This is a genomic window from Kytococcus sp. Marseille-QA3725 (genome assembly GCF_054950055.1).
Map to the genome: position 1 here is coordinate 1,643,552 of NZ_JBUCLA010000001.1, position 24,794 is coordinate 1,668,345.

The 24,794-nt window shown below is 73.9% G+C and carries 24 protein-coding genes, 2 pseudogenes and 1 riboswitch; of the genes and pseudogenes, 13 read left to right on the forward strand and 13 right to left on the reverse strand.

Annotated elements, in window-relative coordinates:
* Positions 1-18: 18 nt before the first annotated feature.
* Both ACY8FT_RS07555 and ACY8FT_RS07560 read left to right on the forward strand, forming a co-directional pair.
* Entirely contained in the window at positions 19-453 is a 435-nt protein-coding gene (locus ACY8FT_RS07555) for an SRPBCC family protein (protein ID WP_462418275.1), read from the forward strand.
* The gene (locus ACY8FT_RS07560; protein ID WP_462418276.1) at positions 450-905 is read left to right on the forward strand and encodes a QcrA and Rieske domain-containing protein; all 456 of its coding nucleotides are present in this window, start codon (positions 450-452) and stop codon (positions 903-905) included. The genes ACY8FT_RS07555 and ACY8FT_RS07560 overlap by 4 nt, the downstream gene beginning before the upstream one ends.
* Positions 906-1,107: 202 nt before the next feature.
* Here the strand turns inward: ACY8FT_RS07560 and ACY8FT_RS07565 are convergent, their stop codons facing one another.
* Both ACY8FT_RS07565 and ACY8FT_RS07570 read right to left on the reverse strand, forming a co-directional pair.
* On the reverse strand, positions 1,108-1,833 hold the full coding sequence (locus ACY8FT_RS07565) for a LysE family translocator (RefSeq protein ID WP_462418277.1): 726 nt from the start codon (positions 1,831-1,833) through the stop codon (positions 1,108-1,110).
* A gap of 23 nt (positions 1,834-1,856) precedes the next feature.
* Positions 1,857-2,186 carry a mycothiol transferase gene (locus ACY8FT_RS07570; protein WP_462418414.1) on the reverse strand — a complete coding sequence of 110 codons (330 nt, stop codon included), beginning with the start codon at positions 2,184-2,186 and terminating at the stop codon, positions 1,857-1,859.
* Positions 2,187-2,226: 40 nt separating this feature from the next.
* On the opposite strand from ACY8FT_RS07570, the gene ACY8FT_RS07575 reads away from it, so the two are divergent.
* On the forward strand, positions 2,227-3,273 hold the full coding sequence (locus ACY8FT_RS07575) for a S66 family peptidase (RefSeq protein WP_462418278.1): 1,047 nt from the start codon (positions 2,227-2,229) through the stop codon (positions 3,271-3,273).
* A 71-nt stretch (positions 3,274-3,344) separates the two neighbouring features.
* On the opposite strand, the gene ACY8FT_RS07580 is transcribed toward ACY8FT_RS07575, so the two are convergent.
* Positions 3,345-3,977, reverse strand: coding sequence for a DnaJ family domain-containing protein (locus tag ACY8FT_RS07580; protein WP_462418279.1), 633 nt, complete (start codon positions 3,975-3,977; stop codon positions 3,345-3,347).
* A 24-nt stretch (positions 3,978-4,001) separates the two neighbouring features.
* Positions 4,002-4,547 carry an N-acetyltransferase family protein gene (locus ACY8FT_RS07585; protein ID WP_462418280.1) on the reverse strand — a complete coding sequence of 182 codons (546 nt, stop codon included), beginning with the start codon at positions 4,545-4,547 and terminating at the stop codon, positions 4,002-4,004.
* A 170-nt stretch (positions 4,548-4,717) separates the two neighbouring features.
* Here ACY8FT_RS07585 and ACY8FT_RS07590 point away from each other — a divergent pair, with 170 nt between their 5' ends.
* Positions 4,718-5,983: a metallophosphoesterase family protein gene (locus ACY8FT_RS07590; protein WP_462418281.1), complete on the forward strand. Its 1,266-nt coding sequence runs from the start codon at positions 4,718-4,720 to the stop codon at positions 5,981-5,983.
* Positions 5,984-6,085: 102 nt separating this feature from the next.
* On the opposite strand, the gene ACY8FT_RS07595 is transcribed toward ACY8FT_RS07590, so the two are convergent.
* Together ACY8FT_RS07595 and ACY8FT_RS07600 are read right to left on the reverse strand one after the other, a co-directional pair.
* Positions 6,086-7,402, reverse strand: coding sequence for an MFS transporter (locus tag ACY8FT_RS07595; protein ID WP_462418282.1), 1,317 nt, complete (start codon positions 7,400-7,402; stop codon positions 6,086-6,088).
* Positions 7,403-7,767: 365 nt separating this feature from the next.
* A complete protein-coding gene (locus tag ACY8FT_RS07600; protein WP_462418283.1) occupies positions 7,768-8,247 on the reverse strand; it encodes a MerR family transcriptional regulator in 480 nt (159 codons plus the stop codon).
* 190 nt (positions 8,248-8,437) lie between these two features.
* Here ACY8FT_RS07600 and ACY8FT_RS07605 point away from each other — a divergent pair, with 190 nt between their 5' ends.
* The 3 genes from ACY8FT_RS07605 (at position 8,438) to ACY8FT_RS07615 (ending at position 10,940) form a co-directional block, all read left to right on the forward strand.
* Positions 8,438-10,015 carry a SulP family inorganic anion transporter gene (locus tag ACY8FT_RS07605; RefSeq protein WP_462418284.1) on the forward strand — a complete coding sequence of 526 codons (1,578 nt, stop codon included), beginning with the start codon at positions 8,438-8,440 and terminating at the stop codon, positions 10,013-10,015.
* Between the two features lie 165 nt (positions 10,016-10,180).
* Entirely contained in the window at positions 10,181-10,567 is a 387-nt protein-coding gene (locus tag ACY8FT_RS07610) for a thiol-disulfide oxidoreductase DCC family protein (protein ID WP_462418285.1), read from the forward strand.
* 172 nt (positions 10,568-10,739) lie between these two features.
* A complete protein-coding gene (locus ACY8FT_RS07615; protein ID WP_462418286.1) occupies positions 10,740-10,940 on the forward strand; it encodes a hypothetical protein in 201 nt (66 codons plus the stop codon).
* 538 nt (positions 10,941-11,478) lie between these two features.
* On the opposite strand, the gene ACY8FT_RS07620 is transcribed toward ACY8FT_RS07615, so the two are convergent.
* Positions 11,479-11,925 carry a TY-Chap domain-containing protein gene (locus tag ACY8FT_RS07620; RefSeq protein ID WP_462418287.1) on the reverse strand — a complete coding sequence of 149 codons (447 nt, stop codon included), beginning with the start codon at positions 11,923-11,925 and terminating at the stop codon, positions 11,479-11,481.
* A gap of 235 nt (positions 11,926-12,160) precedes the next feature.
* Between ACY8FT_RS07620 and ACY8FT_RS07625 the strand changes: the two genes are divergently transcribed.
* The gene (locus tag ACY8FT_RS07625) at positions 12,161-14,791 is read left to right on the forward strand and encodes an excinuclease ABC subunit UvrA (RefSeq protein WP_462418288.1); all 2,631 of its coding nucleotides are present in this window, start codon (positions 12,161-12,163) and stop codon (positions 14,789-14,791) included.
* A 31-nt stretch (positions 14,792-14,822) separates the two neighbouring features.
* A complete protein-coding gene (locus ACY8FT_RS07630) occupies positions 14,823-15,473 on the forward strand; it encodes a lytic transglycosylase domain-containing protein (RefSeq protein WP_462418289.1) in 651 nt (216 codons plus the stop codon).
* Positions 15,474-15,506: 33 nt separating this feature from the next.
* On the opposite strand, the gene trhA is transcribed toward ACY8FT_RS07630, so the two are convergent.
* From trhA to ACY8FT_RS07645, 3 genes are read right to left on the reverse strand one after another with little or no spacing between them, the layout of a single operon-like run.
* Positions 15,507-16,193, reverse strand: a complete 687-nt coding sequence (trhA, locus tag ACY8FT_RS07635; protein WP_462418290.1) for a PAQR family membrane homeostasis protein TrhA — start codon at positions 16,191-16,193, stop codon at positions 15,507-15,509.
* Complete coding sequence (locus tag ACY8FT_RS07640; protein WP_462418291.1) at positions 16,190-16,885, reverse strand: alpha/beta fold hydrolase; 696 nt, start codon at positions 16,883-16,885, stop codon at positions 16,190-16,192. Before ACY8FT_RS07640 ends, trhA begins: the two co-directional genes overlap by 4 nt.
* A 59-nt stretch (positions 16,886-16,944) precedes the next feature.
* Positions 16,945-17,643: a 5'-methylthioadenosine/adenosylhomocysteine nucleosidase gene (locus ACY8FT_RS07645; protein ID WP_462418292.1), complete on the reverse strand. Its 699-nt coding sequence runs from the start codon at positions 17,641-17,643 to the stop codon at positions 16,945-16,947.
* Between the two features lie 84 nt (positions 17,644-17,727).
* Here ACY8FT_RS07645 and ACY8FT_RS07650 point away from each other — a divergent pair, with 84 nt between their 5' ends.
* From ACY8FT_RS07650 to ACY8FT_RS07665, 4 genes and pseudogenes are all read left to right on the forward strand, one after another.
* On the forward strand, positions 17,728-18,303 hold the full coding sequence (locus tag ACY8FT_RS07650) for an aminotransferase class IV (RefSeq protein ID WP_462418293.1): 576 nt from the start codon (positions 17,728-17,730) through the stop codon (positions 18,301-18,303).
* A gap of 10 nt (positions 18,304-18,313) precedes the next feature.
* Positions 18,314-18,493: a hypothetical protein gene (locus tag ACY8FT_RS07655; protein ID WP_462418294.1), complete on the forward strand. Its 180-nt coding sequence runs from the start codon at positions 18,314-18,316 to the stop codon at positions 18,491-18,493.
* A 38-nt stretch (positions 18,494-18,531) separates the two neighbouring features.
* Positions 18,532-20,007, forward strand: a pseudogene (locus tag ACY8FT_RS07660) (glutamine amidotransferase-related protein); the annotation flags it as partial.
* A gap of 25 nt (positions 20,008-20,032) precedes the next feature.
* Positions 20,033-20,539: pseudogene (locus tag ACY8FT_RS07665) on the forward strand (chorismate-binding protein); the annotation flags it as partial.
* A gap of 22 nt (positions 20,540-20,561) precedes the next feature.
* Here ACY8FT_RS07665 and metX read toward each other — a convergent pair.
* The 3 genes from metX to ACY8FT_RS07680 form a co-directional block, all read right to left on the reverse strand.
* On the reverse strand, positions 20,562-21,731 hold the full coding sequence (gene metX / locus ACY8FT_RS07670) for a homoserine O-acetyltransferase MetX (protein WP_462418295.1): 1,170 nt from the start codon (positions 21,729-21,731) through the stop codon (positions 20,562-20,564).
* Positions 21,728-23,146 (reverse strand): O-acetylhomoserine aminocarboxypropyltransferase/cysteine synthase family protein, encoded by a 1,419-nt coding sequence (locus tag ACY8FT_RS07675; protein WP_462418296.1) that lies wholly within the window; start codon positions 23,144-23,146, stop codon positions 21,728-21,730. The genes metX and ACY8FT_RS07675 overlap by 4 nt, the downstream gene beginning before the upstream one ends.
* 251 nt (positions 23,147-23,397) lie before the next feature.
* Positions 23,398-23,499: riboswitch (SAM riboswitch) on the reverse strand.
* 122 nt (positions 23,500-23,621) lie between these two features.
* A complete protein-coding gene (locus ACY8FT_RS07680; RefSeq protein ID WP_462418297.1) occupies positions 23,622-24,791 on the reverse strand; it encodes an alanine racemase in 1,170 nt (389 codons plus the stop codon).
* Positions 24,792-24,794: the final 3 nt, after the last annotated feature.

Genomic DNA, 24,794 nt, shown 5'->3' on the forward strand with positions numbered 1-24,794 from the left:
CACCAGGCGTCGCTGTAGGTGCCCGCGGCGCCGCAAGCAGTGCACGCCCTCGTCAGCGACGTCACGCGGATGGGTGGGTGGAGCCCGACCTGCCGGGCGTGCCGCTGGACCGACCCGTCACGCCGCGGGGTCGGCGCGACCTTCGAGGGGGACAACGAGACGCCCTCGCGGCGGTGGACGACCGCGAGCACGGTCACCGTGGACGAGCCGGGCCGCTTCGAGTGGGAGGTCGGTGGCGGCTTCGTGAGGTGGGGCTTCCTCATCTCACGCGGGGCCGAGGGTGGGACGATCCTCACGCAGACCTGGCACTTCACCCGGGCGGGCCGCGCCTTCTTCGACGAGAAGTGGGGCGAGGACGCCCGGGCGCAGGCCGACCAGCGCGAACGGCAGGCCCGCGCCGACGTGCCGGTCACGCTGTTCCGCATCGCCACGACCCTCCAGGAGGACCGATGACCCGCACGACCGGTTGCTCGAACTGCCCCGGCTCGCACGACCCTGCGACCGGGCCCACCCGCCGCCAGGTGGTGACCGGGGCCGGTGCCGCCGCGGCATTCGGCGTCCCGGCTCTCTCGGCCTGTGGCGGTGGCGAGGGCGCCAAGAAGCCCGCCGCGGCGGACCTGACCGTGCCCTCCTCGGAGGTGCCGGTGGGCAGCGGCGTGATCAAGGACGGGTGGGTCGTCACCCAGCCCAGCGAGGGCGAGTTCAAGGCGTTCACGGACCAGTGCACGCACCAGGGCTGCGCGGTGACGCAGGTGGACGGCGAGAAGATCATCTGCACCTGCCACGGCAGCGAGTTCTCCATCGAGGACGGCTCCCCCACCGCGGGACCGGCCACCGAGCCGCTGGAGGCCGGCACGGTCGAGGAGTCCGGGGACGAGCTGAAGGTCGGGGCCAAGGACGCCTGAGGCCCCGCGCGCCCGCGCGGGGGCCTGCCGCATCCACCGCCTGCCGCACCCGCCGCCCCACCTTCCCGCGCCCGCCCCCACACATCTGGTCTCCTGAACGGGACGGCACGGGCCCCACGGCACCCGGCAGCCGTTCCCGCCGCCTGGAACTCACCGCTCGACGACCCCGCCCGGAAGCCGGTCCCGGCGCCCGGCGTGCGGGTCACTCCAGCAGCAGGGCCACCCCGAGGCCGACGAAGGCGATGGCCGCGACGGCGTCGATGGTGCGTCCGGCCCGCTCGTAGAGGCGCACGAGCGGGGGCCGACTGGCCGCCCAGGCCACCAGCAGGAACCAGGCGAGGGCGATGACCACCATCATCGCCAGCACCCCGCCGCGGGCGGCCCAGCTCATGTCCGGCGGCAGCAGGGTGGAGAACAGCGCGCCGAAGAAGACCAGCGCCTTCGGGTTGGCGACGTTGGTGGCCAGGCCCAGTCGGAAGGCAGCTCCCTGCGTCAGGCCGCGGGTGTCCGTTTGCGAGTCGGCGCAGTCGAGCGAGGTCGGCTCCGTGGTCCCCGTGGCCGTGTCGGCGGACTGGAGCGCGTCCGCCGAGTCGTCACCGCCCGGTTCGGACGCCGGGACGGCAGACTCGGCCTGCGCCCCGCGACTGCGCCACAGACCCCAGAGGATGTACAGCCCGAAGCCCACGAGGAAGACTGCACCGGCCACGCGCATGGCCACCGCGATCCAGGGCTCGGCCTGCACCAGGGCGGTGAACCCCACCAGCGCCAGCACGATCCACACCGCGATGCCGGTGACCACCCCCATCGCGGTGGAGGAGGCCGCCCGGTCCCCGTGGCGCATGGCGGTGCGGAGCACGGCCACGAAGTCCGGGCCGGGGCTCATGACGCCGAGGATCCACACGCCGGCCAGGGGCAGGTAGGTCTCCATGGGGAAAGCCTAGGAACCCAGCATCAGCCCTCCTCGCCGACCCGCCCGTCGACGAGTTCGCGCACCACGTCCAGGTGGCCAGCGTGCCGGGCGTACTCCTGCAGCACGTGCAGCAGGAGTACGTGCAGCTGCGGCGCCTCGTCCGCGTCCTGGAAGCGGCCACCCGTGCGGGCCACGTCATCGAGTCGGTGGGCCTCCACCACCTCCCGGGTGCGACGCCCACCGGCGTGCAGGCGCGCCACCAGCTCCGGTGCGGTGGCGTCCGGGTCCACCCAGCCACCCTCGGGCGCCGCGTCACCCCAAGGGGCGTCCACCGGCTCGGCGCAGAAGCCCCAGACGAACCACCGCTGCAGGTGGGGCGGGGCCCTTCCGTGCTCGCACTACCCTCGGGCCATGGAGCCCCTCGTCCACCCACCCAAGGCCGCCTCCGGTGACAAGGTCGCCGTCCTCTCCCCCAGCTGCGCGGCACCGGCGCTCTTCCCCGCGGTGCACGAGCAGGCGATGCACCGGCTGACCGAGGTCACCGGTCTGGTGCCGGTGGAGTACCCGACGACCCGGCGACTCAACGCCAGCCCTGAGGACCGTGCCCGCGACCTGAACGCCGCCTTCGCCGACCCCGAGATCCGGGCGGTGCTGTCCGTCATCGGCGGCGAGGACCAGATCACCGTGATCCCGCACCTCGACCGCGGGGCCGTGCAGCGTGACCCCAAGCCCTTCCTCGGTTACAGCGACAACACCAACCTGCACCAGTGGCTGTGGAGCCACGGCGTCGCGAGCTTCTACGGCGGCTCCACCCAGGTGCACCTCGGTCCCGGCCCGGCGGTCGATGCCGTGCACGCCGACTCGCTGCGCGCTGCCCTGCTGACTGGCGAGGCCCTGGAGGTCACCGAGCCCGGCGAGTCCGAGGACTTCGGCATCGACTGGGCCGACCCGCGGGCGCTGACCGACCACGGCGAGCGCGAACCCACCGAACCGTGGACCTGGGCCGGTCCGGCGCGCCGCGTCACGGGCCCGACCTGGGGCGGCTGCATCGAGGTGCTGCAGTGGGTGCTCACTGCCGGGCGCTTCCCGAGCGATCCCGGGGTACTGGGCGGTGGCGTGATGCTGCTGGAGACCTCCGAGGAGCTCGTCCCGGCCCGGGAGGTGGGCTGGATCCTGCGCGCGATGGGTGAGCGGGGCCTGCTGGAGGCGGTCGACGCGGTGGTGGCCGCCCGTCCGCCGACGGCGAGCCGCGAGGCCTCCCGCGACTCGGAGACCCGCGCCCGCCTGCGCGCCGAGCAGCGCGACGTGGTCATCGACGCCGTGGCCCGCTACAACTCCGAGGCCGTCGTCTGCGTCGGCCCGCCGTTCGGGCACACCCGTCCGCAGTGGGTCGTCCCCCACGGCGGCCTCATGACCGTGGACGGCGCCGAGCAACGGATCTGGGCCGACTACGCCTGAGGGGCTCGTTCAGTCCACCACGCACACCTTGGCCTGGTGGCTCCCGGACAGAAGCCTGACGTCGCAGGTGATCAGCGACGACGCCGCCACCAGCGACGCCGACCCCGTGCCCGACGATCGGCCTCGGCGCGCTGCTGTTCGGCCTCCGCGGCCGCCTGCTGAGCCAGCCGAGTGGCCTCCGCCTCCACCACGGGGCGCGCGACCCGCCATCGGGCCAGGTACTCCTCCACGTCCACGCGCCCGACGATCGGCGGGGAGGCGTCACCGGCGTGGGGCCGCTTGCGGTCGGCGATCACCCGGGCGTTGAAGTCCTCCAGGTGCTCGCGGGCCTGCCGCTCGGTGGGCAGGGTCAGGATCGTCTCCGCCAGCGCAGCCTTCTCCCGCCGCAGCTGCATGACCCCCGGCAGCGCCGCGGACAGGTCCGCGTTCTCGCGGCGCAGCTTGTCCCGGGCCCACCACTCCGGGTCGTAGGGCTCGTCCAGCCCCTCCAGCGGCCTGCCGGCGCCGGGCAGGTCGTCGAACTCGCCCGCACGCTGCGCCTGGAGGATCGCCTGGTCGGCCACGGTGCGGGCGATCGCAACCGTCATCTCCGGCCGCTCGTCGGTGTCGGCGGACGGCTGGACCGGCTCGTCCGGCCCATCCACCACCGGAGCCGGCACATTCGCGTCATCCGGCTCGTCCGACCATGCGGGATCCTGCACCATCCGCTCCAGCCTCGGCAGCGCGCGTCAGCGATTCGGGGCAGGCGGCGGGTCGAGCACCATCCCGATGACGTCGGGGGCCTCCGGCCGCAGCCACGCAGGCCGCTGCCGAGTCACCTCGCGCCAGCCCAGGTGCCGGTACAGCCCGATGGCGCGGTCGTGCGTCGCGAGCACATCCAGACAGGGCACGCACCCGGCCTCGAGGATCTGATCGGTGACGTGCCGCAGCAGCATCACGCCTGCACCGTTGCCACGGGCAGGGCGGGCCACGAACAGCCCCGCCACCACCTGCAGCTCGTCGGCGGTGCGGCCGGTGGCCTCGCACCAGGCGTCCACGAAGGGCGCCTCCCCCGGGTCGTCGGAGACGGCCAGCACCGCGGCGTGACCCACCGGCTGCTCGTCCTGCTCGGTCACCCACGCCGAGACCTCGGCCGGGCGCTGCAGGAAGCTCTCGACCGGCGCGGGGATCGGGTTCTGGTGCGGATAGCCGGTCTCCTCCTGCTGCTCCAGCAGGGCCACCGCGAGGGGTGGGAGGTCGGTGTCCCGGCGCGGTCGGATGGTGGCGGTGCTCATCCGGCCAGTCTCCCAGCCAGCCCCGCACACCGGCCCGGACCGGTCGAACGTCGTTCTCGCACTGTTTCTCCGGCCGATGCCGGCTGGTCACTCGGCATCGGCCCACCGGACACCCGCCGCTCCTACCGTGCACGGGCACTTCTCCTCCCCCTCACGAACGGAGCCCCCTCATGACCTCCCCCATCGACCGCCGCTCCGTGCTGCGCGGTGCTGGTCTCGGAGCCGCCGGTGCTGCGGCCACGGCCGCCAGCGCCACCTCGCCCGCCGCGGCCTCCCCGGTGCGCGGCGGCATCGAGCGGGCGCGCCTGCGCTTCGGCAAGGACGGCTCGTTCACCGTCGTGCAGTTCAACGACACCCAGGACACGCACACGACCGACCGCCGCACCACGCAGCTGCAGGAGGCCGTGCTCGAGGACGTGAAGCCCGACCTCGCCCTCATCAACGGCGACGTCGTCAACGGTGACATGAGCACCACCACCCAGGTGCGCCAGGCCATCAACAACGTCGTTCTGCCGATGGAGGAGCGCGGCATCCCGTGGGCGATCACGATGGGCAACCACGACGAGGACTCGGCGGAGAACACCGGCATGACCGAGCGCCGCATCCTGGAGTTCGTGCAGCGCTACCGCCACAACGTCAACGGCGACGGCGCGCGGGGCATCACGGGCACCGGCAACATGGTGCTGCCGATCCGCGGCTCCCGCGGCGGCCGTGCGAAGGCGGCCGTCTGGCTGTTGGACTCCGGTCGCTACGCCCCGGACGAGATCGTCGGCCAGGACTTCGAGGGCTACCCCGACTGGGACTGGCTGCGCTTCGACCAGGTGGAGTGGTACGCCCACACCTCCCGCCAGCTCGAGCGCATGAACGGCGGGCCGGTGCCCGGGCTGGTGTTCCAGCACATCGCCCTGTGGGAGCACCGCTTCATGTGGTGGGACAGCGTGGACTCGCGCACCGAGGCCGACCACGCACGCGCGGTGGAAAAGCACCGCATCACCGGCGAGCGCAACGAGGACGAGTGCCCCGGGCCGTTCAACTCCGGCATGTTCAACGCGATGCTGCACCGCGGCGACGTGCGCGGCCTGTACGTGGGCCACGACCACATCAACACCTACGAGGGCGACTACTTCGGCATCCGCCTGGGCTACGGCCCCGGCACGGGCTTCGGCGCCTACGGGCTGGGCGGGGCGCAGGACCACCGCCTGCGCGGTGCGCGGGTGTTCCACCTGACCGAGGGCAGCGACGCGCTGTACACCAGCGAGCTGCGCCTGGCCTCTGACTACGGCATCGACCTGACCGAGGGCTACCAGCCGGGCGAGCCGCGCCCGCTGCCGAAGTACGTGCGCTGGGCGGCGGGAGCCGCCCCGCCCCGGGGCGGCTCCGTCCCAGGGCAGGGCTCGACGCCGGGGTTGGGCAACAGCCTTGCCCGGGAGGGGTGATCTATCGGGCGATAGGTCGACCGGAACCCAGGCACCTGCCTGCGTGTTGGTCGACCTATCAGGCGTTAGCTCACCCCTCCCGCGGAACAGTTCCCGGCCCCGCTAGTGACGGGCCGGCTCGGGGTCCTCGATGTGCGCGATGTGCCCCAACGAGCGCCAGATGAGCAGCAGCGTCAGCCCCGAGCCGACGAAGCCGACCCAGAACGGCGCGGTGATGCCGAACGCGTCGGCGAGCACACCGCCGATGGGCATGCCGATGACCATGCCCCCGGTGAGTCCCACGAGGTTGATGGAGCTCATGCGTCCCATCATGTGGTCAGGCGTCGCCCGCTGACGGACGGCTGCCGAGGTGGCCGCCCAGAAGAAGCCGTAGAGCCCGAACATCAGCATGGTCAGGTAGGCGACCAGCGCCGAGGTGGTGAGTGCCAGCGTCAGGTGCCACAGCACCTCCAGGGAGAGGCAGACCCTCATCACGGTGGCCAGCGACCAGCGCGCGATGACGCGGTCGTAGGCGAAGGTCGCCACGATGCCGCCGACGGCCGTCATCGAGTTGAGCACGCCGAACCCGACCGCCCCCAGGCCGAGGCGCTCGTGGGCGTACAGCACGAGCACGCCCCAGCCCATGGCCCAGGTGACGTTGAAGGTCAGGATGGTGAGCACCAGGGTGCGCACAGCGGGCGCGTTCCGCAGCCAGCGCAGGCCCTCGACGACATCGGTGTGCAGGCCACGCAGTCCGGACGCGGCGGCCTCGGCAGGCCCCTCCGCGGACGGGTCGGGCACACGACGGGGCACCACCATCCGGGAGACGGACGCCGCGGCGAGCGCCAGCATCAGGGCGGCGGAGCTGAACGACCACACGGCCCCCAGCGCGAACAGCCCCGCGCCCACGGCGGGACCGAGCATCTGGTTGGCCACCAGGTTCGCCGACATCATGCGGGCATTGGCCGTCGTGAGGTCGCGCCGTTCCACGATCGAGGGCAGGAGCGTGGTCGCGGCGCTGTCGGTGACCACCTCGCAGACGCCCAGCAGGAGCGAGACCGTCAGCACGACACCGATGGGTGCGTTGCCGGTGAGCAGCGCGAGCACCAGGAGCGTGAGGACCACCACGCGGGCGAGGTCGCCGGTCATGGTCATGTGCTTGCGGTCGACGCGGTCGGCGATCGCACCGGCGCCCAGGCCGAACAGCAGCCACGGCAGGCGGTTGAGCATCGGGGCGGCCGAGATGAGCAGGGCCGAGTCGGTACGCGTGGCCACCAGCAGCGGAGACGCAGCCAGGATGATGCCGTCCGCAAGGTTGGCCGCGTACGCACCGCCGATCAGCCAGCGGAAGCTGCGCCCCATCCGGGGCGGCAGGAACCAGTCCGCGGCACGCGCCACCGGCCCGGCGGGGCGGGCAGCGGGGGCGGAGGGGGCGGCCACGGCGCAAGGGTATGCGCGGGGCGCGGCAGCGGGGAGTGGCGAGCACCGACGCGACCCGGCAGCGTCTAGCCGACCAGGGGCTGGGCGCGGCGGCGGCGCAGCGGGGGGCGGCGGCGCAGCGGGGGGGGGCATCACCTCACCCGGGGGTTGGTCCGGTCGTCCCGGGGTTGGTCCTGAAGCACACAGAGCTGACCCGGGACAAGTGGACCCGACCCCGACCAACCGCACCGACCCCACCGCACCTCCGCCCCGGGGCACACCCTGGACACCACGGTTCCGGCAGCGGGGCACGGGTCCAGCAGGATCCCCGAGAGAGGTGGGACCCGCAACGGAACAGCAGCCGTGGCCCACACACCGCGACCTGGTCAGCCCTCGGACTCCGGGGCCAGCCACTGGACGAACGCTTCGGCCCGCTCGAGCCGACGCCGCAGCTCGGCCACCCGCTCGACGGCCGTGGCGTGCACGGTGCTCACGGTCTCCCGGGCCAGCCGCTCCGCGTCCCCCGTCGCGCCACCGGCCCCGGAGGCATCCAACTCACGCGCACCGGCCCCTCGTGCACCCGGTCCGTGCCCGTCGCCGACGCCGCCCAGGACGTCGAGCGCGTCGAGCAGCTCGCGCATCTCGTCCAGGGAGAACCCGAGCGGCTTCATCGGCGTGACCAGCTGCAGTCGGGCCACGTCCTCCTCGGAGTACAGCCGGAACCCACCCTCGGTGCGGGCGGTCGGCGTCACCAGCCCGATCTCCTCGTAGTACCGGATGGTGCGGTGGGACAGCCCCGTGCGCTCGGCGACCTCGCCGATGTGCGCGTGCTGCCCGGTGCTGTCGGGCACGTCGTTCTCGGGCACGTGGCCTCCTGGGCTGGGCGTTCGCCGCAGGCTACCGGTCCGCCCCGCCCGCAGAGAGGAACCCTGACGTTGCGGTAGGGTTCGGGCGGCCGCATCCGCGATGCCCAACGTCGCGGGCACCGCCCCGCCCCCCACACCTTCCTCCCGCAGGTCACGCACGCCTGCACACCCGGACCGCCCGAGGAGCCACGTGTCCACCACCCCATCCGCGCCCGCACACGCCCCCGACCTGGTCGACGACGGCGACGAGTTCCCCCTCGTCCCCGAGGCCGGCGCCCGCGAGACCTCCACGCTCGCAGCGCTGCGGAACCCCCGCCGCCTGCGCACCGAGGTGCTCGCCGGCCTGGTCGTCGCGCTCGCGCTCATCCCCGAGGCGATCAGCTTCTCCATCATCGCCGGGGTGGACCCGCGCCTGGGCCTGTTCGCCTCGTTCACGATGGCCTGCACCATCGCGCTCGTCGGCGGCCGCCCGGCGATGATCTCGGCGGCCACCGGCGCCATCGCCCTGGTGATCGCGCCCGTGGCCCGTGAGCACGGCATGGACCACTTCATCGCCACGGTGATCCTGGCCGGCGTGCTGCAGGTGGCCCTCGGGCTGATCGGCGTGGCCAAGCTGATGCGCTTCATCCCGCGGATGGTGATGGTCGGCTTCGTGAACGCGCTGGCCATCCTCATCTTCATGGCCCAGCTGCCGCAGCTGGTCGACGTGCCGGTGCTGGTCTACCCGCTGGTGGCCGTCGGGCTGGCGATCATCCTGCTGCTGCCGCGGCTGACCACGGCCGTTCCGGCACCGCTGGTGGCGATCGTGCTCATCACGGCCGCCGCCATGGCCTTCGGGTGGACCGTGCCGACGGTCGGCGACATGGGCGAACTGCCCGACTCCCTGCCGAGCCTGTTCCTGCCCGACGTGCCGCTGACCCTGGAGACGCTGCGGATCATCGGCCCGTTCGCCCTGACGATGGCACTGGTGGGCCTGCTCGAGTCGCTGATGACCGCCAAGCTGGTGGACGACGTCACCGACACCCACTCGAACAAGACCCGCGAGTCCTGGGGCCAGGGCGTCGCCAACGTGGTGACCGGGTTCTTCGGCGGCATGGGCGGTTGCGCGATGATCGGCCAGACGATGATCAACGTGAAGGCGTCCGGGGCCCGCACGCGCATCTCGACCTTCCTGGCCGGCCTGTTCCTGCTGCTGCTCGTGGTGGCGCTCGGTGACGTGGTGGGCCGCATCCCGATGGCGGCCCTGGTGGCGGTGATGATCTTCGTGTCCTACGCGACCTTCGACTGGCACTCCATCGCCCCGAGCACGCTGCGTCGGATGCCGTGGAGCGAGCTGGTGGTCATGCTCGTGACCGTGGTGGTCACCGTGGTCACGCACAACCTCGCCTACGGCGTGATCCTCGGCGTGGTGACGGCGTTCATCGTGTTCGCCCGCCGGGTCGCGCACTTCACGACCGTGGAGCGCGTGGAGAGCGCGGACACGAACGACGACGGCGTCATCGACACCGCCACCTACCGGGTGACCGGTGAGCTGTTCTTCGCCTCGAGCAACGACCTCGTCTACCAGTTCGACTACACCGGCGACCCGCGGAACGTGGTCATCGACCTGTCCGACAGCCACGTGTGGGACGCCTCGACGGTGGCGGCGCTCGACAGCATCGAGACCAAGTACGCCGCCAAGGGCAAGCAGGTGAGCATCGTCGGGCTCAACGAGGCCTCGGCAGCGCGGCACGGACAGCTGTCCGGGCACCTCGGCGGGGGCCACTGAGGCGCCGGGTCGCAGCGGCGGTCCGGGCCCAGGCGGCGGGGCCCGGTGCGGTCGTCGTGGCGGGTGGGGCGGCTGTGCCCAGCCGGCGGCGCGGGTGTGCCGGACGCATCGGGCGTGCCGGGTGGGGTGCGCCGAGTGGGGGCGAACCTCCGGGACGATGGCCCCATGAGCGCGCTGCTGTACGACCCCGACTGCGGCTTCTGCACCCGGGCGGCCGAGCTCCTGGCGCACTGGCCCGTCACGTGCGAGGTCGCGCCGATGTCGCCCGCTCGGCTGGCTGCCCACGGCATCGACCCGGACCGGGCCCAGCGGGGGATCCCCTTCGTGGCCGATGACGGGACGCTCCGGTTCGGTGCGGCCGCCATCGCTGCCGCCCTGCGCACCGCCAGCACCTCCTCGGTGGGCGGCCGGGTGCTCGTGGCGGCCGGCGCGCTGCTGGGCTCCGCCCCGGTGCTGCCGGTCGCCCGGCGCGTCTACGCCTGGGTGGCCGACCACCGCCACCAGCTGCCCGGTGGCACGGCGGCCTGTGCGCTCCCGTCGGCGGCAGGCTGACGACCTCCGCGGGCGCAGCAGCCGGCGGCACGGGACTGCTCGCTCAATCGCCCGGTGGCCGTCTCCCGCTTCAACCCCACCGCCCAGCGACTGCCTCGCAGCCAGCGCAGCGCCCCACGTCGTCAACCCCACCCGACACGTCCCCGACAGCGGCCCTCGTTACGGTGAGGCGATGCAGCAGAACGAGACCCCGACCCGCACGATGATCCTCGTCCAGCTGGTGTGCGGTGTGATCGTGACGCTGTCCGGAGTGCTGAACCTCTTCACCTTCGAGGGGTGGTGGCTCCTGCTGGCCGGCGGGTGCGTGGTCAGTGGGCTCGCCCTGATGGCCACTGCCTGGCAGCAGTACCGGCGACTCGACCGCGACGGCTGAGGAAACGAGCGCGGGGGCTCGGGCTCGGTGGCCCAACACGCGGGTGCGCAGCGCGCGGGTGCGGGGGGGGCTCGGCGGCCCAACACGCGGGTGCGGGGGCGGGGGCCATGTGGCGCCACAGCAACTTCCGCGAGCGGGCGCAGCGCGCAGGTGCGGGGGGCGGGGCGTGCGTGGCCACCGGTGCGACCACCCGCATGCTGCCGCGCAGGGCGTGGGGGGGCGTGGGGGGGGGGGCGTGGCAACGCGAGCACTGGGTCCTAGATGTGCAGGGACCTGGGGCGCGGGCTCAGTGCCCTGCACACGCAGCGCAGTCCGTTGGGGAGCGGTGGGTCCGGGCCACATGGCCGGGGGCCGACCACGTGACCTGGGGTGGGTCCGGGCCACATGGCCGGGGGTTGGTCCAGTTGGCCCGGGTGAGGGCCGCGTGCTTCAGGATCACCCCGGGCCAACCGGACCACACCCCGTCCAACGCGACCACCCCCGGGGGCCACCTGGACTCCCCCCCCCCCCCCCCCCCGGTCTCACGCCACCAGGACCGTCAGCCGTCTGGCTCCACCTGCAGGTTCCAACCGGTGCCGGGCGTGACACCCAGCGCCCGAAGGGCCTCCGCCATCGCCCGTGCGACAAGGGCCTCCTGGCCCACCTCGGTGAAGCGCAGGAGCCAGTCCGCCGGGTAGCTCGAGCGACGACGCAGCAGACCGCGCCGCTCGGGCGGTGACCATCCCCGTTCGCCCAGGTACCGGTCCACGGCGTCATCGCGCTGCACGGGGTCGGCCGGGTGCACCTCGGCCACCCACCCCGTCTCCACCCGAAGCACCTGGGCGAAGGCGGCGGGACGGCCGGGACCGCGCACCCCACCGGTTTCCCCGCCCTCGCCAACTTCCCCGCCCTGCGGCGGCTCGAGCACCACGAAGCCTCCGGTCCGACACCGGCCCATGGCCGTCACGAGCGACTGCTCCACCTGTGCCCACGTCTGTGCATCCATCGCCCCGAGCCTGCCAGGCACCAGACGCGCCCGTGGTCCCAGCCCTCACCTGCGGGCCACCCCGGGCGAGGGCACCCTGGAGCCCGGCTTGGCCTCGCCTCCCCGCCCCCGCGGATCACAATTCTGGGAGTGGTAAGCGTGGTTTTTGGGCGCACTCGCCCCTCCCCGCCCCCCGCGGATCACAATCACCTGCCAGCCGCCCCCAGCACCCGGCCACGCCTGAAACACTGGCCCGATGAGCACCGGCCCCGCCGACCCGACGCCCGACGTGCCCATCGCGCCCGGACTCGCCACCACGCCCGCACCCGACACCACCGCCACCCCCGGCCCTGCCGACCCGGCCACCCACATCACCGTCACCGGTGCCCGCCTGCACAACCTGCGCGATGTCTCGGTCACCATCCCCCGCAACCAGCTGGTGGCGGTCACCGGCGTCTCCGGCTCGGGCAAGTCCTCGCTGGCCTTCGGCACCATCCACGCCGAGGCGCAGCGCCGGTACATGGAGACGGTCGCCCCGTTCGCCCGCCGCCTCATCCACGGCGCGCTCGACCCGCAGGTCCGCAGCATCACCGGGCTCCCACCGGCCGTCGCGCTGGGCCAGCAGGCCACCACCAGCGGCACCTCCTCGCGCTCCACGGTAGCGACGGTGACGCAGACCAGCAGCATCGTGCGGATGCTGTTCAGCCGATGCGGGGACTTCCCCGAGGACGTCGGCACGCTCTACTCCGACGCGTTCAGCACCAACACCGCCGCTGGCGCCTGCCCCGAGTGCTCCGGCCTGGGCGTGGTCCACGAGCCCACCGAGGCGTCGATGGTCCCGGACCCCGATCTGTCCGTGGCCGAGGGGGCGATCGCCGCCTGGCCCGGTGCCTGGCAGGGCAAGAACTACCGCGACATCACCGCCACCCTCGGGTACGACATCGAGGCGCCCTGGCGCACGCTGCCGCAGGCCGACCGCGACTGGATCCTGTTCACCGACGAGCAGCCCACCGTCGAGGTCGTGCCGCAGCGCGAGGCGGGCCGGGTCCAGCGCCCCTACCAGGGGCAGTTCTCCTCCGCCCGCCGCTACCTGATGCGGACGCTCGCCGAGACGAAGTCCGCCACCCAGCGGGCCCGTGCCCTGCGCTTCGTCGAGTCGAACCCCTGCCCCACCTGCGGCGGCGCGGGTCTGCGCCCCGACGCGCAGCGGGTGACCTGGCGGGGGCTGAACATCACCGCGCTGACGGACCTGCCCGTCGAGCGGCTGCATGCCCTGGCGACCGAGCGCCTCGCAGAGCTGCCCGGCGGCGAGGGCACCAGCGACCAGGGCGCCGACGGCCAGAGCACCACCGACGGGGACGGCGCCGCCGGCCAGAGCAGCCCCAACGACGCCACGGCGCAGGAGGCCGCGGAGCGGAACCTCCTCACCGACCTCACCGCCCGGCTGGCGGTGCTGCTCGAGCTCGGCCTGGGCCACCTCTCCCTGGGGCGCCGCAGCACCACGGTCTCCCCCGGCGAGATGCAGCGGCTCCGGCTGGGGACCCTGCTGCACAGCGGGCTGTTCGGCGTCGTCTACGTGCTGGACGAGCCCTCGGCCGGCCTGCACCCCCGTGACACCGAGGCCCTCCTGCGCCTGCTGCGCCGCCTCGTCGACGCCGGCAACACCGTGCTGGTGGTCGAGCACGACATGGCCGTCGTGGCCGCCTGCGACCACGTCGTCGACGTGGGGCCCGAGGCCGGTGCGGCCGGTGGCGAGGTCCTCTACAGCGGCCCCGTGGCCGGTCTGGCGGAGGTGCCCGCGTCGGTCACCGGGCAGTACCTCGAGCGCCCGGTCCACCCGGAGGAGGTGGAGGCCACCGCCGCCGAGCCCGACTCCCCGCGCGGCAGCCTGACCGTGCGCGGCATCACCCGCCACACGGTGCGCGATGCGGAGGTGACCCTGCCGCTGGGCGCCGTCACCGTGGTGACCGGCGTCTCGGGGTCGGGCAAGTCCTCGCTGCTCGACGGCATCGCGGACGCCGTGCGCGCCCACGCCGAGGAGGTCAGCACCGAGGCCGAGGGCGAGAGCACCACCGACGAGGACGCGGAAGCCCCCACCGGCCCCGGGCAGGGCGGCGGCCCCCGCCCCGAGGCCAGCGTCACCGCCCGCGACGGCGAGGTGCCGGGCCGGCTGGTGCGCATCACGCAGAAGCCGATCGGCCGCTCGCCGCGCTCCACGGTGGCCACGTACACGGGGGCGTTCGACCGCATCCGCAGCCTGTTCGCGGCCACGCCGCAGGCCAGGGAGCTCGGCTTCGGTGCCGGCCGCTTCTCCTTCAACACGAATCCGGGCCGCTGCCGCACCTGCGAGGGCCAGGGCTCGGTGTCGGTGGAGCTGCTCTTCATGCCCGGCACCTACTCGGTCTGCCCGGACTGCCACGGCGCCCGCTACGACGAGGAGACGCTCCAGGTCCGCTGGCAGGGTCTGACCATCGCCGAGGTGCTGGACCTGGGTGTCGCAGAGGCGGTCGAGCTGTTCGCCGACGAGCCCGCCGTCCGCCGCACCGTGCAGGCCCTGGCCGATCTGGGTCTGGGCTACCTGCGGCTGGGCCACCCGGCCACCGAGCTCTCCGGCGGCGAGGCGCAGCGCATCAAGCTGGCCACCGAGCTCCGCGTGCAGCGCCGCCGGCCCACCCTGTACCTGTTCGACGAGCCGACGACCGGCCTGCACCCCGCGGACACGCACCGCCTGGTGCGCCAGCTGCACGCGCTGGCCGGGGCCGGGCACACCGTCGTGCTGGCCGAGCACGACCCGGTGGCCGTCGAGACCGCGCACCGGGTGGTCGAGATGGGCCCCGGCGCGGGCGAGGCCGGCGGCAAGGTCGTCTCTCCCAGCCGGGCTGGGTAGGCTGCCGCGTCCCCTCACCCCCAGGAGAACCATGGCCCGCCGCCGAGCCCGGCGCCGTTCCGTCGCGAACGACCGGCGCCTCTGGATCGCCCTCCTCGCCGTGGGCGCCCTCGTGCTCGCCTACCTCGTGGCGGTACTGAACCCTGCCAACGAGCGTGCCGACGACATCCCCGACACCGCGCGCGACGCCTACGAGCAGGCCGCGCGCAACGCGGAGGACTTCGAGCACCCCTGCCACGGGCTCGAGTGGCAGGTGATCGCCGGCATCGGGCGGGTGGAGTCCAAGCACGCCGAGGGCGGCCAGCTGGACGACGACGGGCTGGCCGACCCGGAGATCTTCGGCGCCCGCCTCGACGGCAGCGGGGCCGGCGGCAACGTGACCGGCCACGGGGACACCGACGGCGGCGAGTTGGACGGGGACGCCGAGTACGACCGCGCCGTGGGGCCGATGCAGTTCATCCCCTCCACCTGGGAGATCCACGGCAAGGACGGCAACGGCGACGGCAAGGCGGACCCGCAGAACATCTACGACGCGTCGCTCGCCGCGGCCAGTCTGCTGTGCGGCAACCAGGAGCGGGACCTGAGCGACAAGGACACGATGCGCGCGGCGATCAAGCGCTACAACAACTCCGGGGAGTACATCGACCAGGTGCTCACCTGGACCGAGCGCTACGGCGGCTGACCGGCCCCGCCGCGCGCTGCCCGGCGCGCGTCCTCAGGCCGGGATGACGTACAGCGCCAGCATGGCCCAGTGCAGGGCGGCGGCGATGACGACCAGCACGTGCCAGATCTCGTGGAAGCCGAGCACGCCGGGCCACGGGTTGGGGCGCTCGACGATGAAGACGACGAAGCCGGCCGAGTAGACCAGCCCGCCGGCGGCCAGCAGCGCGAGCATGCCGGGGGCGAAGGTGACCCCACCGAGCACGAGGGCCACCGGCATCCAGCCGAGCACGATGTACAGCGTGTTCGTGGCGGCCTTGGGCAGCTGCGTCCACACCGAGCGGGCGACGATGCCGGCGACGGCGATGGCCCACACGGTGCCCAGGACGGCCCAGCCCAGCGGGGTGCGCACGTCCACCAGCACCAGCGGGGTGACGGTCCCGGCGATGAGGCCGAAGACGGCGGTGTAGTCCAGCGTGCGCAGCACCGCGTCGCCGCGGGGCCCCAGGGTCAGGCCGTGGTGGAGGGTGCTGCATGCGAACAGCACCAGCAGGCTGGCGCAGTAGACGCTCGCGCCGACGATGCGCCAGGGGTCCCCGGCCTGGGCCGCCAGGGTGACGAGCACGGCCGTCCCGAGCAGGGCGAAGCAGGTGCCGACCAGGTGGGACAGCGTGTTGATGCGCTCGTCGGTGACGTGGACGCTGCCGTCCTTGCTGCGCTCGGGCAGATTGCGGGTGCTCACGCCGTGAAGGCGGTGACGGCTTCGGCGAAGGCCTCGGGGGCCTCGACGTTGGCGCGTCGGCCGGCGCCGGGCACCTTCTCGAGGCGGGCGTCGGGCAGCAGGCGAGCGATCTCCTTGGCCATCGCCCCGCCGGCGCGGTCGTTCTCGCCCACCAGCACCAGCGTCGGCTGCTCGATGCGGCGCAGGGCGTCCGTGAGGTCCAGCCCGCCCAGGGAGTCCAGCACCGCCATCGTCTTCTGCCGGTCGATGCCCTTGGCGACCAGGCTGTTGCGGGTCTGTGCCTGCAGGGCGAGCTTCTGCATGCGGACGGCCATCCTCGGCATCTTCAGGAGCACGCCGGAGAGCACGACGCGGCGCACCTTCTCGGGGTGGTCGGCCGCGAGCGTGGCCGCCACCATGCCGCCGACGTCCTGACCCACGACGTCGAACTCGCGCCAGGTCATGACGTCGGAGTTGTAGAGCACCGCCGAGGCGCACTGGTCGAGGTCGAAGCCGCCCTTCTGCGTGGGCTTGAGCCCGTCCACCCACGGGGCCGCCATCGGCCGACCGGCACCGATGCGGCTGACCACGTCCTGCCAGTCGATCGGGTTGGTCCCGAGGCCGTGCACCAGCGCCAGCGGGGTCGGCCGGGGGTCGGGGGTCTCGGGCTCACCGTCGCCGCTCGTGCGCGGGGTGGGGGTCTGCTCGCTCACGGCCCCACGCTACCCGCGCGGTCCCGCCCTCGCGCTTCGCAGGGGCCGCCCGATGCGGCTCAGCGGAGCTCGCGGACCACCTCGCGGACGATCTGCTCACCACGGACGGCCGCCATGTCCAGGAAGGCGGGGAAGTCCACGACCGCCTCCTCGTCGGCGGAGTCGCTGATGCTGCGCACCACCGCCCACGGAACCCCCATGCGGGCACACGCCTGCGCGGTGGCAGCCCCCTCCATCTCGGCGGCCAGCGCACCGAAGGTCTCACGGAGGCGCGCCTGCTGGTCCGCGGCGGAGATGAACTGGTCCCCCGAGGCGATGCGGCCGGTGTGCACCGCAGCCGTCCCGGCGACCGCACGGGCCGCGGCCTCACACGCCGCCCGCAGGCGCGGGTCGGCCACCCAGGCGGCCGGCTCCCCGAGCAGCTCGCCGGGGGCACGGCCCAGGGGGGTGCAGTCGACGTCGTGCTGCACCACGTCCTCGGCGATGACGAGGTCCCCCACCGCCACTCCCCGGCCGAGGCCCCCGGCGACACCGGTGAACACGATGCCGTCGGCGCCGGCGACGTGCAGCGCGGCGGCACCCAGCGCACCGTTCACCTTGCCGACACCGCAGCGGGCGACGAGGACGGGAAACCCGTCGAGCTCCCCGCGCGTGACCTCCACCCCGAGGACCTCCTCGGTCCGGGCCCCGGTGAGCGCCGCACGCAGCGACACGACCTCGGCCTCGATGGCTCCCAGCAGACCCAGCACCTCGGACATGGCGGCATGGTGCCACGCCGGCTGCCCCGGGCCGACGGGGCGACCTCCCCGCGAGCCGGTGTGTCCATGGCGCACAATGTGCCGATGTCGTGGCGAACGGGACGCCGACCGCGCCCGGCGCAGGAAGGTCCGGAGGTGGAGTCGGTGGACGAGACGGCAGTGGTGAGCTCCTGGCGGCACACCGACGGGCACTGGCCCGGGCGGGACGCCCACCTGCGGCGCACGATCGACGGTGCACGCCGCATGTGGCCGCTCCTGCACCACTGGGAGGAGCGCATCCACGAGGCAACCGACCTGCTGCCCGAAGAGCTGGCCACCGGGGACTGGTTCCCCAGCCTGGAGGCCCGTCCCAGCGGCGTGACCGTCCTGACGCGACCGGCACCACCACGACGGCCGCTCACCCGGCTCTGGACCCTCCCCGAGGCCGATCCGCGCACCCACCCCGAGGTCAAGGGCCCCGACCTCCTGCTCCAGGGCGACCTCCGTCGGAGGGCCCAGCGCGAGGGTGCCGACGAGGCCGCCCTGTGCGATGCCGCGGGGCACCTGGTGGAGGGCGGCTTCGGGACCCTGGTCTGGTGGGAGGACCACCACCTGGTGCTGCCGCCCCCCGGAGGGGCGCCTGCCGTCGGTCACCGAGCAGCGCCTGTGCACCCTGGCTGAGCAGCGCGGAGTGGGGATCCGGCACGCGCGACGCCGCCCCGAGGAGCTCGTCGGCCACGAGCTGTGGTGGCTCAGCTCGCTGCACGGCATCAGCGGCGTCAGCGCCTGGCAGCACGACGGGCAGGAGCTCGGGCTGTCGGAGCCCGAGCGCGCCGAGGTGTGGTACGAGGCCCTGGCCCGCATGCCGTGAGCAGCGGCCCCGCCACGGCACCCCTGCGGGTGCTGCTCGTGGACAACCACGACTCGTACACCCACATCCTGGCCGACCTCCTGACGCAGGCGGCGGGGGCGGCGCCGCTGGTCCTCGCCCACGACGACGCCCGCATCCGGACGGCGGTGCACGAGGTGGACGCCCTGGTGATCTCCTCGGGTCCCGGCACCCCGGACCACGCGGAGGACGTGCGGCTCTCGGCGTGGGCACTCGAGCACGCCACGGTGCCGACCCTCGGGGTCTGCCTCGGGCACCAGCTGATGGCCGTGGCCACCGGCGGACGGGTGGTTCCGGCGCCACGGCCCCAGCACGGCCTGGTCGACGAGCTGATCCACCAGGGCGGTGGCCTGCTGGCCGACGTGTCCGACGGCGCACAGGTGGTGCGGTACCACTCCCTCGCGGTCGCCGAACCGCTGCCGGAAGGGTGGGTGGTGGACGCCCGCTCGGGCGACGGGGTCGTCCAGGCGATGCACCACACCGAGCGCCCGTGGTGGGGCGTGCAGTTCCACCCGGAGTCGGTGGCCACCACCGTCGGGGAGCAGGTGGTGGGGGCCTTCGTCGCCGCGGCACGTCAGCACGCTGCCGCGTCACCGGACGCCCCGTCGTGGCGGGTGGTCGTCCGGCACCTGCCCGCGGACGACTGCCCGGACGGCCCCCAGGTGGCCGGCTGGGCACGCACGCTGGCCGGGGGCACCGCTGACTCGTGGTGGCTGGACACCTCCCGCCCGGGCGTCTGTGAGGGGCGCTTCTCCTTCATCGGTGTGCCGGGAGGGCCGTGGTCCGAGACGGTCGCACCGGACCGGGACGAGGACCCCTTCGTCGCACTGGAGGAAGCCCTCGCCGGACGGCCCACACCGCCCGATCCGACGTTGCCCTTCGACCTGCAGGGCGGCTACGTGGGCTGGATCGGGTACGAGGCACGACGCTGGCTCGACCCGCGCCCCGACGCACCCGCGGTCGCGCCGGCCGACTCCCCGGAGGCCCGGTGGCACTCGGCGGACCGGTACGTGGTGCTCGACCACGAGTCCGGAGGCGGGTGGGTGGTGGCCCACTGCCCCGACGACCCGTCCTCGGTGGAGACCTCCGAGCGGTGGGTCGGTGAGGCCGTGGCAGCCCTGGGCCGGGCGGCGACCCGGCTGCCGCGTCCCGCCGTGGCCGAGCAGCCGCTGGTGCGGAACCCGCTTGACCACCTGGTGTGTGCGCGGAAGGACTACGAGCGCCGGGTGGAGGCCTGCCGGGCCCTGCTGGAGGCCGGTGAGTCCTACGAGCTGTGCCTCACCACCCGGGTCTCCGCCCCGCTCGGTGGAGAGGGCGTGGTGCCGACCGGGAACGACGCGGTGGACACGGTGCAGGCGGCGTACCTCCGGCAGCGTTCCACCAACCCGGCGCCCTACGCAGCGCTCCTCCGGAGCGGGGAGTGGTCAATGCTCTCCTCCTCCCCCGAGCGCTTCCTGCGGGTGCGGCACGACGGCACCGTCGAGACCCGGCCGATCAAGGGGACCGCCCCCGCGCCACGAGGACCCGGCGCAGGACGCACGGGCGGCCGCACGACTGGCGGCCGACCCGAAGACACGCGCGGAGAACCTCATGATCGTGGACCTCCTGCGCAACGACCTGGCGCGCGTGTGCTCAGCCGGAACGGTGCGGGTGCCCGCGCTCATGCAGGTGGAGTCGCACGCCACGGTGCACCAGCTCGTCACCACCGTCACGGGACGCCTGTCTCCCGGGCTCGGGACGCTCGACCTGCTGCGGGCGACCTTTCCCGGCGGGTCGATGACGGGCGCACCGAAGCTGCGTTCCATGGAGCTCCTGGACTCCCTGGAGGACGGCCCGCGCGGGGTGTACTCCGGCACGCTCGGGTACCTGTCGGCCACCGGTGCGGCGGATCTCGCGATCGTCATCCGCACCGCCGTCGTCGGGGGCGGCAGGGTCGAGATCGGGGCGGGCGGGGCCGTGGTGCTCGCCTCCGACCCCTCGGAGGAGTTCGACGAGATGGTGGCGAAGGCCTCGGCTGTCTGCCGGTGAGGGACGCGGTCCTCCCCTCGCCTCAGGCGAGCGCCTCGCGCAGCACCTGCCCCGTCGCCTCGGACTCGATGAGGAAGCCGTCGTGGCCGGCGTCGGTGTCGATCTCGACGTACGCCCCGCCCGTGCCGGCGGCCACCCGGCGCACCTCGGCCGGGGACACCAGCCGGTCGCTGCTCACCGCGACCGTGGTGACCCGGGCCCGGATCCCGGCCAGAGCGGCCTCCACGCCGCCCCGTGCACGCCCGACGTCGTGGCCCGCCATGGCGTCGGAGAGGGCGAGGTAGGCACCGGGGTCGAAGCGCTCCACGAAGACGTGCCCGTGGTGGTCGAGCCAGGAGCCCACACAGGACCGCGGGTCGACCGCGGCCGGGTCCCCGAACCGTCGCTCCAGTCCGTCGGCGCTGCGGTAGGTCAGCATCGCCATCCGGCGCGCCAGGGCGAGTCCCGCCACCGGGCCGGGGCCCGGGTGGTAGTCACCCTGCGCCCAGGCCGGATCGCCCTCGACGGCTGCTCGCTGCAGGGCCACACCGGCCCGGAGGTCCGCCGAGGCCACCGCGGGGGCGGCCACGACGCAGAGGTGCCCGACCTCCACCTCCTGCTGCAGACCCCACTCCAGGGCCCGCATGCCACCGGCCGAGGCACCGATGACGTGCGCCACCCGCCGCACCCCGAGGGCCTGCAGGGCAGCAACCTCCACGGCCACCTGGTCGCGCACCGTCACCGCCGGGAAGCGGCTGCCCCAGGCCCGGCCGTCCGGGGCCGTGCTGGCCGGGCCGGTGGTGCCGCTGCAGCCGCCCAGGACGTCGGGGGCGACGACGTGGAGGCGCTCGGTGTCCAGCGGCCGCCCCGGCCCGATGACGTCGGGCCACCACCCGTCCGGCGCGTGCGACGGCCCGCCCGGTCCCCCGACGTGGGAGTCCCCCGTGAGTGCGTGCAGCACCACCACGACGTTGGAGCCGTCGGCGGCCGGCGGTGGCCCCCAGGAGCGGACGGCGACCTCGGGACGCAGCAGCTCCCCGGACTCCAGCCGCACCGGGCCGGGCCGCAGCAGGCGTCGGGTGGGAGCCGCGGCAGGGCCCGGGCGGACCTCCGTGCCCGGCTCCCCGGGCCGCACTGCACCCCGGCCCGCACCCGGCGCGACGCCCCGGACGCACTCCCACGCGGGCGCCTCGGACAGGAACACGCCGCTCACCGCGCCACGCCCTCGGTGCTCGGCAGGGCCGCGAAGCCCCGCTCGAGGTCGGCGAGCAGGTCGTCGACGTCCTCGATGCCCACGCTCAACCGCACCAGGCCCGGTGCCACACCCGCGGCGCGCTGCTCCTCCTCCGAGAGCTGGGCGTGGGTGGTCGAGCCCGGATGGATCACCAGCGAGCGCACGTCCCCGATGTTGGCCACGTGGCTGTGCAGCCGCAGCGCGGAGACGAACGCCCGGCCGGCCTCGGCGCCACCGGCGACCTCGAAGGAGAGGACCGACCCCGGCCCCTCGGGCAGGTAGCGCCGGGCCACCTCGTGGGAGGGATGGTCGGGCAGTCCGGCCCAGTGCACGCGCTCGACCTGCGGGTGCGCGGCGAGCCACTCGGCGATCACCCGCGCGTTGGCGACGTGTCGCTCCATCCGCAGCGTCAGCGTCTCCAGCCCCTGTGCGATGAGCCAGGCGTTGAACGGGGCCACCGACGAGCCGAGGTCACGCAGGAGGACCACTCGGGCACGCAGGATGAAGGAGAGGTTCACACCGAAGGCACCGCCCTCCCCGAGGTCGCGGGCGAAGACCAGCCCGTTGTACGTGTGGTCGGGTTCGGTGAAGTGCGGGAACCGGTCCCCGTGGGCCCCGTAGTCGAAGCGGCCGCCGTCGACGATCGCACCGGCCACCGCGGTGCCGTGCCCACCGAGGAACTTGGTGGCCGAGTAGACGACCACGTCGGCCCCGTGCTCCAGGGGCCGCAGCAGGGCCGGTGTGGCGATGGTGTTGTCCACCACCAGCGGAACCCCCACCTCGTGGGCCACCTCGGCCACGGCGGCGACGTCGAGCACCACTCCGGACGGGTTCGCGATGCTCTCGGCGTAGAAGGCCTTGGTGTGCTCGGTGACCGCCTCGCGCCAGGCAGCCGGGTCGGTCGGGTCGACGAAGCTCACCTCGATGCCGAGGCGCCGCAGGGTGACGGAGAAGAGGTTCTGCGTGCCGCCGTACAGGTGGCTGGAGGCCACGACGTGGTCCCCGGCGTCGCACAGGTTGAGCAGGGCCAGGGTGGTGGCCGACTGCCCGGAGGAGAGCAGCAGGGCACCGACCCCGCCGTCGAGGGCCGCGAGCCGCTCCTCGACGGCCTCGCTGGTGGGGTTGTTCAGCCGGGTGTAGATGGGGCCGAGCTCCGCGAGCGCGAAGCGGCCGGCGGCCTGGTCGGCGTCCCGGAACACGTAGCTCGTGGTCTGGTACAGCGGCAGGGCGCGGGACCCGGTGTCCGAGTCGGGCACCTGACCGGCGTGGACCGCGCGGGTGGACAGGCCCCAGGTGACCTCGTCAGCGGCGGACGGGGTGGTGGTGCCGGTCTCCGGGTGCGCCGTCTCGGCGGGGGTCGCGGTGGTGGAGGTGGGATCGGTGGACTGCGTCATGGCGTCTCCTGGGTGTGCGTGGCCGCCCCGCGGTGCACGTCACGCAGGGGGGTACGGCCTGCCGACCACCCGGTGGACGGGTGGCGGCGGGAAAGGTGGTCGTCGGGCCTCGAGGGCTCGGCGCAGGGGCTCAGTGGGCCCGCTGCGCCTGCGGCATTCGTATCGACGACGACGGGATGACCAGGACGGCAGGACCGGCCACGGCGGTGCGCGTCAGGTGGGTGGAGGTGCGCTGCTGCATCTCGATCTCCTTCGCATCGATCGTGGCAGTGGCACCCGTGGGTCGGACCTCTCGGTCCGCCGGGTTGCCGCGGCGTCGTGGAGCCACGTCTCTCGGCCGCTCTGGATGAGTTCCCGGCACTGTACGCCTCTGCTCCCCAAGGGGCAAGGGTGCATTTCACCGGACCCCGGCCACCTCAGGCGTTCCGCCCCTGGCCCAGCCGGCCGCGCCGAGCCCGCCCTCCGGACACCGGCCTCAGGCGTTCAACCCCCGAGCCTCGACGGCCCACCGCTCCCGGACCTGCCCGGCCTCCTCGACCAGCAGCTCGTCGGTGAGGTTCACCGCGTTGCAGACGTGGTTGGGCACCACCCGCACGACGCTGCCCCGGGCGGGCAGCGGCTCCCCGTCGGGCAGCACGACCACGGCGTGGTGCTCCGAGAGCAGCTCGATCCGGGCCTCCGGGTGGTCCAGCAGGCGCCCGTACCCCGAGGCCCACCCGGGACGGTCGGCGCCGAGGGCCTTGCTGCCGGCATCGAGCACCAGGCGCCCTCCCGCGTGGGAGACGACGGTGGAGTGCACGGTCAGTGCGATCTCCTCCGGTGTGCAGGTGCCGAGCTCCCACTGCTGCGCGTCGCCGAAGACGTAGACACCGGGGCGCAGCTCGTCGAAGCCGCTCTCCTCCAGCGCCACCGAGGGGGTGGATCCGCCGGAGACCAGCGGGGCGGGCACGCCGGCCCGCCGGAGGACGTCAGCGGCCCGGGCGATGACCGCGGCCTCGTCGGCGACCACCTGCTCGCGCCCCTCGGGGGTGTAGCTGTGGCCGGGGAAGGTGAAGACACCGCGCACCACCAGACCGGCCCGGAGGGCGGCGCGTGCCACCGCCTCGATCTCCTCGGGCTCGCACCCGCTGCGGTGGTGGCCGGTGTCGACCTCCACCACGAGCTCCGGCCGGGTCGTGGGCACCTCGCCCCGCGTCCGCAGCCCGCCGACCGAGCACACCCGGTCGTCCGAGCTGGACGTGTCGTCCGGTCGGGCCGACGACGCACCCCACAGCCCGGCGAGGCGCTCGACGGCCTCGACCGAGTCGACCCCCACGGCCAGACGCACCCGGGCAGCCAGCTCGGCGGCCCGGCGGGCCTGGTCGGCCGTCCACCACACCGGGTAGGCGATGAGCAGATCACCGCAGCCGGCGTCCGCGAACACCTCGGCCTCCCCCAGGGTCGCGACCGTCAGCCCGACCGCCCCGGCCTCCAGCTGCAGGGCCGCGATGCGGGGGCACTTGTGGGTCTTCGCGTGCGGACGCAGGGCCTGCCCACGGGAGGCGGCCAGCGCGGCCATGCGCTCCACGTTCGCCCCCAAGCGCGCCCGGTCCACCACCACCCGCGGGGTGGGCGGCAGATGAGGTGCCTCTGCGGCCTGCTGCACCGG

Coding starts and splice junctions, on each gene's coding strand:
- ACY8FT_RS07630 (WP_462418289.1), top strand. CDS start 14,823: ATGGCCCGCCGCCGAGCCCGGCGCCGTTCCGTCGCGAACGACCGGCGC.
- ACY8FT_RS07610 (WP_462418285.1), top strand. CDS start 10,181: ATGAGCGCGCTGCTGTACGACCCCGACTGCGGCTTCTGCACCCGGGCG.
- ACY8FT_RS07615 (WP_462418286.1), top strand. CDS start 10,740: ATGCAGCAGAACGAGACCCCGACCCGCACGATGATCCTCGTCCAGCTG.
- ACY8FT_RS07560 (WP_462418276.1), top strand. CDS start 450: ATGACCCGCACGACCGGTTGCTCGAACTGCCCCGGCTCGCACGACCCT.
- ACY8FT_RS07675 (WP_462418296.1), bottom strand. CDS start 23,146: ATGACGCAGTCCACCGATCCCACCTCCACCACCGCGACCCCCGCCGAG.
- ACY8FT_RS07650 (WP_462418293.1), top strand. CDS start 17,728: ATGTCGTGGCGAACGGGACGCCGACCGCGCCCGGCGCAGGAAGGTCCG.
- ACY8FT_RS07620 (WP_462418287.1), bottom strand. CDS start 11,925: ATGGATGCACAGACGTGGGCACAGGTGGAGCAGTCGCTCGTGACGGCC.
- ACY8FT_RS07575 (WP_462418278.1), top strand. CDS start 2,227: ATGGAGCCCCTCGTCCACCCACCCAAGGCCGCCTCCGGTGACAAGGTC.
- ACY8FT_RS07645 (WP_462418292.1), bottom strand. CDS start 17,643: ATGTCCGAGGTGCTGGGTCTGCTGGGAGCCATCGAGGCCGAGGTCGTG.
- ACY8FT_RS07585 (WP_462418280.1), bottom strand. CDS start 4,547: ATGAGCACCGCCACCATCCGACCGCGCCGGGACACCGACCTCCCACCC.
- ACY8FT_RS07580 (WP_462418279.1), bottom strand. CDS start 3,977: ATGGTGCAGGATCCCGCATGGTCGGACGAGCCGGATGACGCGAATGTG.
- ACY8FT_RS07590 (WP_462418281.1), top strand. CDS start 4,718: ATGACCTCCCCCATCGACCGCCGCTCCGTGCTGCGCGGTGCTGGTCTC.
- ACY8FT_RS07625 (WP_462418288.1), top strand. CDS start 12,161: ATGAGCACCGGCCCCGCCGACCCGACGCCCGACGTGCCCATCGCGCCC.
- ACY8FT_RS07565 (WP_462418277.1), bottom strand. CDS start 1,833: ATGGAGACCTACCTGCCCCTGGCCGGCGTGTGGATCCTCGGCGTCATG.